Source organism: Ectopseudomonas chengduensis, assembly GCF_900102635.1.
Lineage (GTDB): Bacteria > Pseudomonadota > Gammaproteobacteria > Pseudomonadales > Pseudomonadaceae > Aquipseudomonas > Aquipseudomonas chengduensis.
On the sequence record NZ_FMZQ01000005.1, the window covers coordinates 154,667 to 171,256 of the forward strand.

The following is a 16,590-nucleotide window of genomic DNA, read 5'->3' on the forward strand; positions in this document are numbered from 1 at the left end:
CTCCATTGATGCTGCCACTACTGTTGTCTAGCAATAATAATGGGCTTCGTGTGGAAGGCGCTCCGGCTAACGTGCTTGATCAAAGCGAGTCGGGGTGTTGGTTGACGCTGTGTTGATGGTTTTCAGTACACAGGTTCGGTCAATTTCTTTGCCAGATAGCGGTAACGACACGTTCCACGCAGCCATCATAGTCAGCAGCTCGTCAGGAGCTCGGAGAGTGTATGTCTGTTCGTGAAATCCATCTCTGTATCGTTTGGGATCGTGCTAGGCATATACAGGATGCCTTCATAGAGCAGCTTCGGGCGAGGTTCAAGCTGCTTGCCGCTTATGAGTTGACTTGGTCTGAGGAGCGGTTTGCCACGAACCTTTCTCGGTTTTATGGCAAAAAATTAACAGCAGACAGTGACAAGCAGCGCCACTGCGGGACCGGAAGCTTTCTGGTTTTGTTGTTTGAGGATGAATCTCCTGTTTATGCTCATCGCCTGACCTTGGGGGGGCGCCGGCGTGTCAACTCTGCAGTGTTCGATCTCAAGGATCATTTTCGGAGTCGAGCGCAGGGGAGTCTCCCTATACATGCGACCAACGATATTGATGAAACGCGACATGACCTCTTTCTACTGCTCGGGCAGCGGTTAGAGGATTTCGTTGCTAGCGTTGCAGACAGCGAGTGGCAGGGCCAGATAAAGCAGTTGCGGCAAGAGCTGGTGGGCGACAGCAGCTGGGCTAGTTTGCCGGAGCTCTTTACAGCGTTGAATGAAACCACTCCTTATGTCGTATTACGTAATTTCGATGATCTGCCAGGTGTCTATACATCTGGTGAGCATGGTGATATCGACTTGCTGGTGGCTGATGAAAATGCGGCACTCATTGCCAATGGCCATCTGGTTTATGCGGGGGAGCACCGTGTTCACTATGCGGTGAATATCGCGGGGGAGGAGGTAAGGTTTGATTTTCGGCGAGTAGGCGACAGTTATTACTGTGCATCATTTGCGCAAGATATCTTGGCGCGGCGCACGTTTGATGGGCGAGGATTTTATACCCCCTGTTCGAATGATCATTATTATTCCCTGCTTTATCATGCCTTGCTGCATAAGCCGGCTCTGAGCGAGGAGTATGCGGCTAAGTTGAGTGGGCTGGGCGATACCATTCGCGCTCGGCGTTTGCTGTGTGCCATGCAGACGCTAGATAATTTCATGGTCGAAAACGGTTATCGCTATACGCGGCCAGATGATTCTACGGTTTATTTCAATCAGGGATTGCTGCAGAGCTATTTCAGCTCGCTAAGTCTAAAGTGTCCAGGTGACGAGTCACGCATCCTGCCCGCGTTGAGGTGCGCGCCGAATGTTGCGGGTGGGCAGCAGGGGAGTGAGTGTTTAAGTTTTCATCTGAGCAAGGAGCGTTTCAATTTAATTCGTCCGTTTGAACATCTTATTTCTGGGCGTGTTCTTGAGTTGGGCGCTGGCAGCGGCTCACTTACCGAGGCGCTTTCCGCCTTGCCAGGTACGCAAATCGTGGCGCTTGAGCCGAGTCAGCGGCTTGGGCAGGTTTTAGAGAAGCGCTGTGCCGGCTTGACGAATGTTGAGGTTGTCGTTGGTGCGCTTGAGTGTCTCGATAAAGCAACGTTTGACCACATTATTCTGATGGATCAGGCCTTGTTCGCGGATCGGTTTCTGGGTAATGAGGTTGAGCACTCTGCTGCGCTCAAGACATTGCTGTCGCGATTGCAAGAGTACCTTGCGGAGGATGGAACACTCTTGCTGGTCTGCGAGAATGCACTGTCGCTCGGTATGTTGAATGGTTCGCAGATCAGTGCCAACACTGCTTTTGGCGGGCAAGGCTGCGAAAGTTTTGGGCGTGCCGCGTTACAGCAAGTTTTGACGGATGCCGGTTTTCTGGTCAATCAGTGGCTTTATCCATTCCCTGATCACAGGCGCCCGCGCACTATAGTGACACAGTCCGCCCTGGACATGCCTTTGGATCTCCTGCCTGTATTGTGGGGGGCACTCAATGACGCTTCGTCGAGTCTGGAGCTATTCCCCTCGGCGCAACTGTGTCGGAATGTGCTCTCTAATGGCATGTTGCCGGACTTGGCCAATGCGTTCCTTGTTGTGGCTAATCGCAAGTCTGTTCCAGCACCTGTAAAACCTCTGCTCTTGCACTATTCATCAGGGCGTAAGGACGTATTCGCCAAGGTCGTTGAGTTCGAGCAACGTGGCAGCAAGGTTTTTGTCAAGAATCGTCGTCTTTATCCTGATCTTGCCGAGCGTGATTGGTTGGCTGTGCGTGATTATGAAGAGCCATTTTACCAGGGCCGGCATTGGCAGTTCGAGTTGGCTGAGGCGCTGAAGCGACCAGGATGGACTTTTGCAGTGATACAGCGCTGGGCGGCGCGATGGTTTCAGGCGCTCATTCAACATGCCGGGCTTGCGTCGAGGCTCGATTCACTCACGGCAGCTTCGCTGGTGCCAGGTAGTTTGTTCGATGCTATCCCCAGAAACATGTGTTTGCAGCCCAATGGAGAGGCCGTGTTTTTTGATCAGGAGTGGCGGGGCCAGAAAGATCTTCCGCTTGGTTATATCCTGTTTCGCGGTATTTTTATCTCGCTGTCTTCGATTCGTAATGTGTCTGAGCCGTGGGCCGGTACGCCGACCAATATTCTTTCTATCTACTCTTATTTCTGCAGCGCTGTTGGCCTACCAGTAGAGCGATCACTTATTGAGCGCTTTGTGCTCATCGAGCAGGAGCTGCAATCTATCGTCGGTGGCTGGCATTGGGCGGCCTTCTCGAAGCCGGAAACCTTTGTACTAAACATTCGTCCTGGCTATGTCGAGCAGTCCGTGCGTAACGACTTCATGCTCTCTGCTGAGGTTGAGGTGTGTGTGGATTCAACTGCGCCCGCTTCTACAAACCAGATGCCGAGAATGATCGCCTTTCATCTGCCGCAGTTTCATCAGGTTGCAGAGAATGATCGCTGGTGGGGGGAAGGGTTTACCGAATGGACCAACGTGCGGCAGGGCACGCCGACGTTCGATGGGCACTACCAGCCTCATGTGCCGGGCGAAATGGGCTATTACGATCTATCCGATATATCCGTGCTTGAGCGCCAGGCAGCGTTGGCTCGTGAGCATGGGCTTGAGGGTTTTTGTTTCTACTACTACTGGTTCGACGGTAAGCGCTTGCTGGAAAAACCGGTCGATATGCTGCTCGAGCACCCTGAGATCGATTTGCCATTTTGCCTATGCTGGGCCAATGAAAACTGGACGCGGCGCTGGGATGGCGGTGATCAGGAGGTGCTCATCGCGCAGACTTATGATCCAGCGCAGCATGAGCACTTTGCCCGTGATTTGACGCCTTACTTGAGTGATCCGCGTTATATCCGGGTTGCGGGTAAGCCCGTGGTGTTGGTGTATCGCGGCGATATCATTCCTGACCTGCCCGGGACTTTGGCCGCCTGGAGGCAGGCATGGCGCCAGGCGGGCATAGGCGAGGTCTATCTTGTGGGGGTCGAAAGCTTCCGCGTGTATGACCCGGACGTGGTGGGCTTTGATGCCAATTGCGAGTTTTTGCCTCATCAGGTTAACGCTTCTCAGATCGCCCCGGACGAGCCGCTACTCCTACCGCAGCTTCCCCTGCAGTTCCTGGGGGATTACAACAAGCTGGCCGATCATTGGAGTGAACGCCCCAGGCCGCCTTACAAACGCTTCAGATCCTTGGTGCCAAGCTGGGACAACAGCGCAAGGCGTAGAAAGGGGCGCGCGGGATTATTTGTCAACGCCACGCCCGCGCGCTACCAGAGCTGGCTCGAGCGTACCCTTGAGCGTACCTGCGAAGAGTTCGAGGGCGATGAGCGTCTGGTATTCATCAATGCCTGGAACGAATGGGGCGAAGGTTGTCATCTTGAGCCAGATGAGCGATTCGGTCGCGGCTACCTGGAGGCAACCCGTGACGCGCAGCAGGCGCTACAGAAGCGTTTGCCGATTCAGGCTCAGCCATCCAATGCCTTCCAACAGGACTATCAGCAGTGGTGCGCGTCTCGCGTTCTGGCACCAGGTGAGCGCGCGCGAGTAGCCGAGCGCATGGCTAGCTGGGGCGCGTTGCCGCGTATCCTGATCGTCATCGATGTCTCGGATGCGGCCGCTGAGGTGTTGCAGTCGACACTGGACAGCCTCGATCGGCAAACCTATGGCGCCGAGCAGGTGTGGCTGCGCAGTGAGCCGTTATCCGTGCAGTGCGACGCCTCTCTTGAGTGGCTGCCAGAGGCGCAGGATTGGGCGATTCTCGATGGTCACCTTGAGCGTGCCGAGTACGATTGGCTGCTGCTGCTGCGCGCCGGTGATGTGCTGGATGAGCAGACGTTATTGCTGCTCGCTGATCACAGCGCCAACCATACGGGGCTTGCCTGTTGTTACTTCGACGAAGACCGGGTGCTCGATGGCGAGTATACGGAGCCCTTCTTCAAACCGGATTTCAACCTGGACCTGCTGCGCAGCTATCCCTATTGCGGCAGGGTACTGGCGTTCGAGCGCAAGGCTTTGCTGGAGGTGGGGGGCTTCATTGGCAACTTTGCTACTCTCAGCCCGGTTGATCTGCTGTGGCGATTGTTTGAGCGCAAGGGGTTCGGCAGTGTTGGCCATATCGCGCATGTGCTGATTCATTCTTCTTATGGCTTGGGGCGGTGGTTGGCCGAAGGTGCGGTGCAGGAGCAGGTCGCTCTGGTGACATCTGCGCATTTGTCGCGTTTGGGCATCTCTCACCAAGTCAGCCCGGGCAGCGTTGCGCCATTGGCGCGTGTTCACTATGGCGCCGCCGCTCAGCCGCGTGTCTCGATTGTTGTGCATGCGCAAGACCAGTTGCCTTTGTTGCAGCGTTGCGTCGAGAGCATTCTGGAGAAAACCAGCTACCGCCATTACGAGCTCATGCTCATCGACAACGCCAGCCAGCAGGCGGAAAGCCTTGACTGGTTTGCAGGCATGCAGGCGATGGCGGGCTCGAGCCTACAAGTGATACGCCTAGACCAGGCGCACAGCCGGGCGGCGCTTTTCAATCTTGCTGCAGCCAGGGCTCAGGGCGAGTACCTGCTGCTGTTGTCGGCCGATACCGCCGTGATCGAACCTGGTTGGCTCGAGGCCATGCTCAATCACGCGCAACGGCCTGAGGTCGGGATCGTCGGCGCTCGGCTTATCGGGGCTGATCAACGTATTCTCCATGCAGGGTTGATATTGGGGCTTTATGGTGTAGTGGGTAGCCCCTTCGAGGGCGCTGATGCCCGCCAGCCTGGTTATATGCATCGCGCGCTTGTGGAGCAGAATTACAGCGCTGTGAGTGCTGACTGCATGCTGGTGCGCCGCGATGTGCTATTGGCCTTGCAGGGTTTTGACGAGTCAGAGCAGGCGCAGTCTTTCGCGGATGTCGACTTCTGCTTGCGTGCCCGTGGGGATGGTTATCTGACGGTTTGGACACCCTATGCCACCCTGCTGCAAGGCAGCAGTGGGAGTAGAGCGCAGCAGGCAATGAGTGACGCCAGCATTGACCTGTTCTATGAGCGCTGGCTGGGTATTGCTGCGGCAGATCCGGCCTATAGTCGATCACTCAGTCTGCAAGCGGATTTCAGGCTCGAGGCCGTCACCGAGCAGTTGCCGTGGCAGCCGTTTGTTGCGCGGGCAGTACCTTCTTTCCTGTGCTTGGCTGCCGACCGATTTGGTAGTGGTCAATATAGGGTGATTCAGCCTTTCAATGCTTTGCGTGACTACGGCTTTGCTCAGGGAGCCATCAGCAGCTATTTGCATACACCGCTGCATATCGAGCGTATGGCGCCTGACGCGATTATCTTGCAACGACTGTATGGTGCTTTTGAACCCCAGTTACGGCGGTTGAAGGCATTTTCTAGTGCGTTCAAGGTGTTCGAGCTGGATGACTATATTCTCGAGTTACCTGAGCTCAGCGAGCATCGCGGCGCTTTCGGCAAGCATGTCGAGCGTGAGTTGAGCCAGGCCGTTGCCTTGTGCGACCGCTTGGTCGTCTCGACCGAAGAGCTGGGGCATGCGCTGCGGCATCTACACCCGGATATTCGCGTTGCACAAAATCGGCTGGAACCAACGCTCTGGAATGTTCAGCCGGTGCCGTCACCGCGCCGACGTCCTGGCCGGCCCCGTGTCGGTTGGGCGGGTGGTGCTGGGCATACGGGTGATCTGCTGCTGTTGGCGGATGTCATCAAGGCACTGGCCAGTGAGGTGGATTGGGTCTTCTTCGGCATGTGTCCTGCGCAGTTGATGCCCTATGTCGCCGAGTATCATGCCGGGGTGAGCTTCGAGCGTTATCCACAGCGGTTGGCCAGCCTGGATCTGGATATTGCTCTGGCACCGCTTGAGCGCAATCGCTTCAATATATGCAAGAGCAATTTGCGTCTGCTGGAGTATGGCGCATGCGCATACCCGGTCATTTGTAGCGATATCGAACCTTATCGAGGTGTGCTCCCCGTGACCCGTGTCAGCAACCATAGCAAGGCTTGGGTCGAAGCGATTCGTGCTCATCTTGCCGATCCGCAGGCCAGTCGCCGTGCTGGGCTTGAATTGCAGGCGTACGTGTTGGCTGACTGGATGTTGACCGAGGAGGCGGCGCTGGAGTGGGGGCGTGCCTGGCTGCCCGACTGATTCGCTTGAGAGGCATCTTGGCATAGCGCAAGTGTGGAGCGGCGCAGCAAGGCGGCACTCCTGCGCCAGGCTGTACTGCGCGGTGGGTGTGGTGGCATGGGATTGTTCGCGCACTGCGCGCCACCTCTTGCTCGTTCGCAGAGTGCGCAGATCCATAAGCTTCTGCTGTGAAAGATTTTTTCTTTCTCTTGTTCTGTCAGTATTTTGGCTCGAAAAAAAAATCAAAGAAATGCTAAAGGATTGGCCAGGGGCGACGATAACCCCAGTGAAAGCTCTCTAGGCCATCCCGGGCGGTTGCCAAGGCCGGGAGTCGTACAAGCCCACACCACGAGGTTCTCGTCATGGCTCTTACCGTCAATACCAACATTGCATCGCTCAACACCCAAAAGAACCTGAACAAGGCGTCCGACGCCCTGTCCACCACCATGCAGCGTCTGTCCAGTGGCCTGAAAATCAACAGCGCCAAGGACGATGCGGCCGGCCTGCAAATCTCCAACCGCCTGACCAGCCAGATCAACGGCCTGAACGTGGCGACCAAGAACGCCAACGACGGCATCTCCATCGCCCAGACTGCTGAAGGCGCGATGCAGGAATCCACCAACATCCTGCAGCGTATGCGTGAGCTCTCCCTGCAGTCGGCCAACGGCTCTAACAGCGCTGAAGATCGTGCATCCCTGCAGGCTGAGTACGCACAGCTGACTACTGAGCTGACCCGTATTGCTGAAACCACCACCTTCGGTGGTCGTAACCTGCTCGATGGCTCCTTCGGCACCACCAGCTTCCAGGTGGGCGCCAACGCCAACGAAACCATCAACGTGACCCTGGGCAATGTCTCGGCAACCAAGATCGGTTCGCAGCAGGTGCAGAGCCTGGCCATCACTCCCGATACTACAGGTGTTGCCAGTGGCTCCATTACTGTTACCGGTAGCGGTGAGGCCAAGACCGTCTCTATTGAAGATGGCGCTTCGGCCAAGGATATTGCCAAGGCACTCGATGGTGCCGTAACTGGTCTCAGTGCATCGGCGCGTACCGTCGCTAAGCTGGAAGTTGACGCTGCTGCATCGGGCACTCCGGCGAACTTCAGCATCCAAGTCGGTGATTCCAAAGCCATCGACATGATCGGTGTGGACAGCCTTGGCAGCCTGGCCGAGCAGTTGAGTTCCAACGCCTCTGCTCTGGGTATCGCCGTTAATTTCAACGAAAGCACCCAAGAGCTGAGCATTACCTCTGAGTCGGGCGAGAACATCGTCTTCGGTGAGGTTTCGACCGCTGGCGTGACGTCCTCGTTGACTAACGTCAAGGTGAATGTTCAGAATGGCTCCGGTGAATATGCTGCTAATGGTACAACGATTACCGATGACATGATCGTTACCGGTGCGGTTGAGCTGAACTCGGCCAAGTCTTACTCCTTGGCTGGCGGAGGTGTGACGGGCTTGTTTAGCACTGGCACCACCGCCTCGTCTTCGCTGACCAGTATTGCCGATACGGATATCACCAGTGCCACGGGGGCTCAAAATGCCATCGCTGTAATCGACAAGGCCATCTCCAACATCGATTCGCAGCGTGCTGACCTCGGTGCCGTACAGAACCGCTTCGACAGCACTGTGTCCAACCTGGCAAGCATCTCGGAAAACTCCACCTCCGCTCGTGGCCGGATTCAGGATGCCGACTTCGCCGCTGAAACGGCCGAGCTGACCAAGCAACAGACCCTGCAGCAAGCGTCTACTGCTATCCTGGCTCAGGCCAACCAGTTGCCTTCCTCGGTACTGAGTCTGCTGCAGTAAGCTGAAGTCTGACACGGTCGAGGGGGAAGTGCGTAAGCCTTCCCCCTTTGCCCATTGCGGGGTGAACCTATGACCATTTCCAGCGTTACACCCATAAGCACCGTGGTGCCGACCCAGCGTCAGGCCGGTGTGGGTAGAGAGTCGCCTGTCGGGCAGCCCCCAGTGCAAGTGGAGGATTCCTCGGCTAGCAGTGAGCAATCGGCAGAAATGCCGCGCGATCAACTGGAGTCTGTCGTGGCCAATATGCAAAATGCCATGCAGTCCATCCGTCGAGACATCAATTTTCAACTGGACGACAGCACCGGGCGTGTCGTGGTCAAGGTTGTTGATGGCAGTTCCGGCGAAGTGGTTCGGCAGATTCCGTCCGAAGAGGCGCTCGAGCTGGCGGCGCGTCTGGAAGACATGCGCAGTCTCTTGTTCCGTGAAGAGGCTTGAGTGGCCCGTTAATTGCTGAGTGTCTGCTAGGCGTCAATTATTCGTTGCGAGGAGGTTGTCATGGTTGTCACGAGCGTAGGCCTGGGGTCCGGGATTGATATCAAAGCGATCGTAGAGGCCACGATAGCGTCCGAAAAAGCGCCCAAGCAGGCGCAGATCGACCGTCTGACGACCAAGACCGATACCAGTATCTCGGCCATCGGCACGTTGAAAAGCGCCCTTGAAGCTTTCGAGGCGGCGCTGACCAGTCTTACGACGGCTTCCAGTAGCTTCGATGCCCTCAGTGGCACCTCATCTTCCAGCTCTGTCGCCAGCGTGACGGCGGGTAACACGGCTGTGGCGGGCAGCTACAGCCTCGAAGTGACCAGCCTGGCCAAGGCTTCCAAGGTGGCCAGCGCCAGTCAGCCAGGTGGCTCCTCGACCACTTACGCCTCTGGCGGCACCTTGACCATCGATGTGGGGAGTAACGCCTCCTACGACGTTGAGATTAAGGCGGGTGCCTCGCTGACGGAAATTCGCGACGCAATCAACTCGCAACTGTCCTCGTCTGCCGGCATCAGTGCCAACATCGTCACCGATTCCAATGGCTCGCGCTTGGTGCTGTCTTCGGAAACCACGGGTGAGGGCACTGATCTTTACGTCAAGGGCACGGGTGATCTCGCTGCGCTTAACGTCAATATCGATGAGGATGGCAATAAGAGCCTGACGCAGCAGAGCGGTACGTCCGCTGGCTACATCACGCAGGCCAGTAATGCGTCCTATAAGCTCGACGGTCTCGAGTTGAGCAGCTCTTCGAACACCGTGACGGCTCTCAGTGGCTTGAGCATCAAGCTGGCTGGTGAGGGCAGTACTACCCTCACCGTGGCGGCCAATACCGACGGTTTGAAAACCTCGATAGAAAGCTTCGTTACGGCTTACAACACCTTGATGACCGTTACCAATGCATTGACTAAGGTGACGGCCAGTGAAGATGGCTCCAGCACCGATGCAGGGGCTCTGGTGGGGGATGCGTCGGTTCGCTCGCTATTGAACTCGGTGCGTAGCGCCATGGTCGAGCCTTCTACCAGTAGCGGTGAGCTGAGTATTCTTGCGCAGCTAGGCATCACGACTAAGAAGGACGGTACGCTTGAGGTTGACAGTGATGTATTGAATAGCGCCTTGGCGAGCCAGTACACCAATGTCAAGGAGTTCTTCGCGGGCGATAATGGCTTGATACCTCGCCTCAAGGAGGTAGTCAGTCCTTATACGGCCACGGGTGGCTTGTTGGAGACGCGTATCGAGGCGTTGAATATGACCAAGTCGCAACTGACCGAGCAGCAGGAAGCCTTGGACCGTCGTATCGAGAACCTGACCACCACCCTCTACACCAAGTACAACAACATGGACACCCTGGTTGCCCAGTTGACCGCCACCAGTAACAGCATCATGTCAACGCTCAATGCGCTGAATAACTCAAAAGACTGAGTGTCGTTCAGTGTCTCAGATGGGTCGGTGCGTTCAGCCTGACCCTGGCTCTCGCCTCGTGCTTTATGTGTGTTCCTGATAGGCTGAGTGGCCTGTATCGGGAGCATTGTCTTGAGCGTCGTTCAAGATGGGGTGTGTTGTATGGTGGCCTGCAATGCCAAAAGAAAGGGTAACCGCCGCTAAAGCTTTCGATGAGCACGTCGATAACTGAGGTAAGTAGGTTTACCAGCTCAGGCAATAGGAGCAGTCGTCATGTATGCAGCATCAGCACTCAGACAGTATCAGCAGGTCAACACTCAGGCTCAGCTCGTCGAGGCTAGCCCTCATCGTTTGATTCAGATGCTTCTCGAGGGGGCGCTGGATCGTCTGGCTCAGGCTCAGGGGGCGATGATGCGTGGCCAGGTTGCTGAGAAGGGCTTATTGATTGGCAAGGCTGTAAAAATCGTCTGCGGTTTGCGCGAGGCGCTGAACAAGGAGCAGGGTGGGCAACTGGCTGAAAATCTCGATGGCCTTTACGAGTACATCGTCCACCAGTTGACCCAGGCCAATCTCAAGAACGACGCCCAGGCGTTGCAACATGTTGCCTCCCTGCTACGAGAGATCAAAGAAGGCTGGGACGGCATCGCCTGATCGTTTATCCATAGGAGTAAGTCATGAGCTCATCCGTTCAGCGTTTGCAGGCGACCCGACAGGCCCTGTGTGATGCCCTGGCCAACCAGGATTGGAGCGCCATTGGCGAGTTGGATCTGCAATGCCGCATGGCGGTGGATGCCGCCATGTTCGAGGGTCAGCAGGATGAAGAGCAGCTTCGCTCCAGCCTGGAGCAATTGCTTGACCTCTACCGTGAGTTGGTGGGTATCTGCCAGGGCGAGCAGCGGCGCTTGGCCGGTGAGTTATTGCAGCTCAACCAGTCTCATCAGGGCGCCAAGGTCTATCAGTTGTTCGGTTGAGAGGCCTAGCATCGCTTTTGCTGTTTGAGTCTTTAGCTGCACATTAAACTGCAATTGTCGTCTTTTCACAGACGATTCCCTTCTTCCATGTAGAAGGCCGCATTCAGGCTCGAACGCCAGTGCAAATATTCACGCCATAAAATTGACTACATCCGGTATATTGACTTTACTACTGGCTAATTGCCGGTTTTCGCTAAGTCCTCGGCGTACCATTTCCCCTCACTTCTCGGGCCAGACGTATACAAGATGTGGCGTGAAACCAAAATCCTGTTGATCGACGACAATGCTGTGCGCCGCCACGAGCTGGCGATAATTCTGAATTTTCTCGGGGGAGAGCACCTGACTTGCACCAGTCAGGACTGGCGCGCTGCGGTGGCTGAGCTGGGTTCGAGTCGCGAAGTGCTCAGTGTTTTGCTTGGCGATGTCGAGGCCAAGGGCGGTGTGCTCGAATTGACCAAGCAGATTGCTGGCTGGGATGAGTTCCTGCCGTTATTGACGGTCGGCGACACCAGTATCGTCGAGTGGCCGGAGGATTTGCGCAGGCGTGTATTGGCCAGCCTGGAGACTCCGCTTAGCTATAACAAGTTGCTCGACTCGCTGCATCGCGCCCAGGTCTACCGTGAAATGTACGACCAGGCGCGTGATCGTGGTCGGCAGCGCGAGCCCAATCTGTTTCGCAGCCTGGTCGGTACCAGCCGGGCCATTCAGCAGGTGCGGCAGATGATGCAGCAGGTCGCCGATACCGAGGCCAGCGTGTTGATCCTCGGTGAGTCCGGAACTGGCAAGGAAGTGGTGGCGCGCAATCTGCACTACCACTCCAAGCGTCGCGAGGCACCGTTCGTGCCGGTCAACTGTGGCGCCATTCCGGCCGAGTTGCTGGAAAGCGAGTTGTTCGGTCACGAGAAGGGTGCCTTTACTGGGGCCATTACCAGTCGGGCAGGGCGCTTCGAGCTCGCCAACGGCGGTACGCTGTTTCTCGATGAGATCGGCGACATGCCGCTGCCGATGCAGGTCAAGCTGCTGCGTGTGTTGCAGGAACGAACCTTCGAGCGTGTCGGCAGCAACAAGACGCAGACCGCCGATGTGCGCATCATCGCCGCCACGCACAAGAACCTGGAGAAGATGATCGAGGATGGCAGTTTCCGTGAGGACCTGTATTACCGCCTCAACGTCTTCCCGATCGAGATGGCGCCGCTGCGCGAGCGTATCGAAGATATCCCGCTGCTGATGAACGAGCTGATTTCGCGTATGGAGCACGAGAAGCGCGGCTCCATTCGTTTCAACTCGGCAGCCATCATGTCGCTGTGCCGCCACGATTGGGCGGGCAACGTGCGTGAGCTGGCTAACTTGGTGGAGCGCATGGCGATCATGCATCCCTATGGCGTGATCGGGGTGGGCGAGTTGCCGAAGAAGTTCCGTCATGTCGATGACGAAGATGAGCAGCTTGCGGCCAGCTTGCGCGATGAAATGGAAGAGCGCGCTGCGATCATGGCCGGTTTACCGGGCCTTGATACGCCAGCCATGCTGCCGCCGGAGGGGCTGGATCTGAAGGACTACCTCGGTAATCTGGAGCAGGGCCTTATCCAGCAGGCGCTGGACGATGCGGGCGGTGTGGTGGCGCGTGCGGCTGAGCGCCTGCGTATTCGCCGTACCACTCTGGTGGAGAAGATGCGCAAGTACGGCATGAGTCGCCGTGAAGAGGATGGTCAGGACGAGGATTGATTCCTCAGCCTCAGGCTAAGGAAACTCTGGAAAACTCGTCATTCCCGCGCAGGCGGGAATCCAGAACCTGCGAAACTCCTGGGCTCCCGCCTTCGCGGGAGTGACGGTAAGTAACTTTTTCAGAACATCCGTAACGCCGCAAAGAAAGCCGGAGCTTTGACGCAAGCTCCGGCTTCGTTTTTTCAAGTGGTTGAAAAATAAGAATAAAAAAGTAGGCACGGGTATTGCTAAGGCTCTTGTATCCGACCGTCTTCTGACGGTACGTCGTACGAGAGAAGCAGATGGAAGCCAACCTTCGTCCTACCGAGTCAGCAGAGCCAAACGGCTCCGCACCGCTCGAACAAGCCAGCCGCGCGGGACTGGAGCAGGCCTTTGCCCTGTTCAACCAGATGTCCAATCAGCTCAGTGAGTCCTACAGCCTGCTTGAGGCGCGGGTCAATGAGCTGAAGGGGCAACTGGCGCTGGTCAGTGCACAGCGCATGCAGGAACTGGCGGAGAAGGAACGTCTGGCCCATCGCCTGCAAAGCCTGCTGGATCTGCTGCCTGGTGGTGTGATCGTCATCGACGGTCAGGGCGTCGTGCGCGAGGCCAACCCAGTCGCGCGTGCGCTGCTCGGCCAGCCACTGGTGGGTATGCTCTGGCGCCAGGTGATCGCTCGCAACTTCGCGCCGCGCGAAGACGATGGTCACGAAATCTCCATGCGCGACGGCCGCCGTCTGTCCATTGCCACCCGTTCTCTGCACGGGGAGCCGGGGCAGCTTGTGCTGCTGACCGACCTGACAGAAACCCGTCGCCTGCAGGATCAGCTTTCTCGCCATGAGCGTCTATCGGCGCTGGGGCGCATGGTCGCCTCTCTTGCGCATCAGATCCGTACGCCACTCTCTGCTGCGCTGCTTTATGCAAGCCACCTGAATGAGCAGGTACTGCCGGCCGAGCAGCAGCAGCGCTTCGCCGGGCGCTTGAAGGAGCGGTTGCACGAGTTGGAAAACCAGGTGCGTGACATGCTGATCTTTGCCCGGGGCGAGCTGCCGTTGCCGGATCGCCTGTCGCCGTCGGTTCTGTTCGACGCGCTGCGTGCGGCTGCCGATGCGCATGTGGGCGATATGGCCGTGCGCTGGCAGTGCGATGTGCGCGACGGCGAGTTGCTGTGCAATCGCGACACGCTGGTCGGCACCGTCCTCAATCTGATCGACAACGCCATTCAGGCTGCCGGGCGTGATGCGCGTCTGAAGGTTCATCTATATCGCCGCGACAGCCAGCTGCGCCTGTGCGTCAGCGATAACGGGCCAGGCATGAGCCAGGAAACCCTGGCGCGCCTGGGCGAGCCCTTCTTCACCACCAAGACTACCGGTACCGGCCTCGGCCTGGCGGTGGTCAAGGCGGTGGCGCGTGCTCATCAGGGCCAGTTGCTGCTGCAATCACGTGCAGGTCGTGGCACCTGCGCCATCGTTTCTTTGCCGCTGCTTGATGCAGCGCCTCACTCGAATCAGGAGTAATCCATGGCTGCCAAAGTCCTGTTGGTTGAAGACGATCGCGCCCTGCGCGAAGCCCTGGCCGATACCCTGTGCCTGGGCGGGCATGATTATCGGGCGGTCGATTGCGCCGAGGCGGCGTTGGTCGCGTTGACCGAAGAGCCGTTCGGGCTGGTGGTCAGCGACGTCAACATGCCGGGTATGGATGGTCATCAACTGCTGGCGCAGATCCGTAGTCGTTATCCGCAACTGCCGGTATTGCTGATGACGGCTTTCGGCGCGGTAGAGAGGGCGGTAGATGCCATCCGTCAGGGCGCCGCTGATTATCTGGTCAAGCCGTTCGAGCCGCGCACGTTGCTGGAACTGGTGGCCAAGCACGCTCTCGGTAAATTGACGGCGGGGGATTGCGATGGTCCGGTAGCGCTCGAGCCGGCCAGCGTGCAGCTGCTGGAGCTGGCGTCACGCGTGGCGCAGAGTGATTCGACGGTGATGATCACGGGTGAGTCGGGGACCGGTAAGGAGGTGCTGGCGCGTTATATCCATCAGCAGTCGCCGCGCGCCTCCGGGCCTTTCATCGCCATCAACTGTGCGGCGATTCCCGACAACATGCTCGAGGCCACCTTGTTCGGGCATGAGAAGGGCGCGTTCACCGGTGCGGTCACTGCTCAGCCGGGCAAGTTCGAGTTGGCCGACGGAGGCACCATCCTGCTCGACGAGATTTCCGAAATGCCGCTGGGGCTGCAGGCCAAGTTGTTGCGTGTGTTGCAGGAGCGTGAGGTGGAACGGGTCGGCGCGCGCAAGCCAATCAACCTGGATATTCGCGTGCTGGCCACCAGCAACCGTGACTTGGCTAGCGAGGTTGCCGCAGGACGCTTCCGCGAGGACCTCTATTATCGACTGTCGGTCTTCCCCTTGGCCTGGCGGCCGTTGCGTGAGCGGCCTGCCGATATTCTGCCGCTGGCCGAGCGGCTGCTGGCCAAGCACGTCAAAAAAATGAACCAGGCGCCGGTGCGTCTGTCCGAGTCGGCCGCGCAGAGCCTGGTGCAGCATCAGTGGCCGGGCAACGTGCGTGAACTGGACAACGCCATTCAGCGCGCATTGATCCTGCAGCAGGGCGGGGTGATTCAGGCGCAGGATCTGTGCCTGCACGCACCCATAGGTCAGACGGTGCAGAGCGCCGTGCCGCACCTGGCTGTGGCGCCGAGTATGGCCCCGCCGATGACGCAGCCGGTCGAGTCGCCGAGTGCGGTCGATGCCGGCGCGCTGGGCGAGGACCTTCGCCGTCGTGAGTTTCAGGTGATCATCGATACCCTGCGTGCCGAGCGCGGTCGCCGCAAGGAGGCCGCCGAACGCCTGGGGATCAGCCCGCGCACCCTGCGCTACAAGCTGGCGCAGATGCGCGATGCCGGGATGGATGTCGAGGCTTATCTGTACGCCAGCTAATGTTGCTGTGCTGAAGGGGATGCGACGGAGGGGGACGCTGCCTGGGTTCCCGCCTTCGCGGGAATGACCTCGAATGATCCATCGCCGTCATCCCCGCGAAGGCGCAGCTACCGTCATCCCCGCGAAGGCGGGGATCCAGCCGCGGTGCTAAAGTTGCCCTGGCTTGTAGGAGCGATTTTTCGTTCGGGCTCAAATCAATCGCTGAATAGGCCTTCATACCTATGGAGGGCCCAATCTGCAAAGGACTGCAGCATGAAACAACCCGCCGTTTACATTATGGCCAGTCAGCGTAATGGCACGCTCTATACCGGAGTTACAGCGGATCTGCTGCGGCGTGTCTGGCAGCATAGAGAGGGAGTCGTTGAGGGCTTTACACTCCGCTATGGAGTGAAGTTGCTGGTGTGGTACGAGCAGCATGAAAGTATGAGTGGCGCGATAGCCAGGGAGAAGGCGATCAAGAAATGGAATCGTGCCTGGAAGCTGCGCCTGATCGAAGAGCGAAATCCGCAAGGGCGCGATCTTTGGTCAGAGATTGTTGGTGAGTCGTCTGGTGCTGCTGGGGCCCCGCCTTCGCGGGGATGACGGTGGCTACCCCATCTATCTGCGTGTTCCCGATCTGATTCCCATAAGCCGCTTTGTTGGCACCCTTGTTGCAGATACCCCTGCATAG

10 protein-coding genes are annotated in these 16,590 nt (G+C 57.8%); all 10 read left to right on the forward strand.

Translation table 11 applies throughout. The features are described from left to right. The first annotated feature begins 221 nt into the window (after window positions 1-221). The 10 genes from BLS08_RS10460 to BLS08_RS10505 all read left to right on the forward strand — a co-directional run bounded on the left by BLS08_RS10460 (window position 222) and on the right by BLS08_RS10505 (window position 16,502). Complete coding sequence (locus BLS08_RS10460; RefSeq protein ID WP_055986459.1) at window positions 222-6,650, forward strand: glycoside hydrolase family 99-like domain-containing protein; 6,429 nt, start codon at window positions 222-224, stop codon at window positions 6,648-6,650. 341 nt (window positions 6,651-6,991) lie between these two features. Next, window positions 6,992-8,434 carry a flagellin gene (locus BLS08_RS10465; protein ID WP_055986457.1) on the forward strand — a complete coding sequence of 481 codons (1,443 nt, stop codon included), beginning with the start codon at window positions 6,992-6,994 and terminating at the stop codon, window positions 8,432-8,434. Window positions 8,435-8,503: 69 nt separating this feature from the next. Beyond that, on the forward strand, window positions 8,504-8,869 hold the full coding sequence (locus BLS08_RS10470; RefSeq protein ID WP_082469402.1) for a flagellar protein FlaG: 366 nt from the start codon (window positions 8,504-8,506) through the stop codon (window positions 8,867-8,869). A gap of 60 nt (window positions 8,870-8,929) precedes the next feature. Next, window positions 8,930-10,333 (forward strand): flagellar filament capping protein FliD, encoded by a 1,404-nt coding sequence (gene fliD / locus BLS08_RS10475; protein WP_055986451.1) that lies wholly within the window; start codon window positions 8,930-8,932, stop codon window positions 10,331-10,333. Between the two features lie 252 nt (window positions 10,334-10,585). After that, the gene (gene fliS / locus BLS08_RS10480) at window positions 10,586-10,963 is read left to right on the forward strand and encodes a flagellar export chaperone FliS (RefSeq protein ID WP_055986446.1); all 378 of its coding nucleotides are present in this window, start codon (window positions 10,586-10,588) and stop codon (window positions 10,961-10,963) included. A 23-nt stretch (window positions 10,964-10,986) separates the two neighbouring features. After that, window positions 10,987-11,283 carry a flagellar protein FliT gene (gene fliT, locus BLS08_RS10485; RefSeq protein WP_055986443.1) on the forward strand — a complete coding sequence of 99 codons (297 nt, stop codon included), beginning with the start codon at window positions 10,987-10,989 and terminating at the stop codon, window positions 11,281-11,283. Between the two features lie 246 nt (window positions 11,284-11,529). Then, a complete protein-coding gene (locus BLS08_RS10490) occupies window positions 11,530-13,005 on the forward strand; it encodes a sigma-54 dependent transcriptional regulator (RefSeq protein WP_055986441.1) in 1,476 nt (491 codons plus the stop codon). Window positions 13,006-13,286: 281 nt separating this feature from the next. Further along, window positions 13,287-14,501, forward strand: coding sequence for a sensor histidine kinase (locus tag BLS08_RS10495; protein WP_055986439.1), 1,215 nt, complete (start codon window positions 13,287-13,289; stop codon window positions 14,499-14,501). 3 nt (window positions 14,502-14,504) lie between these two features. Beyond that, window positions 14,505-15,920: a sigma-54-dependent response regulator transcription factor FleR gene (gene fleR, locus BLS08_RS10500; protein WP_055986431.1), complete on the forward strand. Its 1,416-nt coding sequence runs from the start codon at window positions 14,505-14,507 to the stop codon at window positions 15,918-15,920. Between the two features lie 252 nt (window positions 15,921-16,172). Beyond that, entirely contained in the window at window positions 16,173-16,502 is a 330-nt protein-coding gene (locus BLS08_RS10505) for a GIY-YIG nuclease family protein (RefSeq protein WP_055986427.1), read from the forward strand. Window positions 16,503-16,590: the final 88 nt, after the last annotated feature.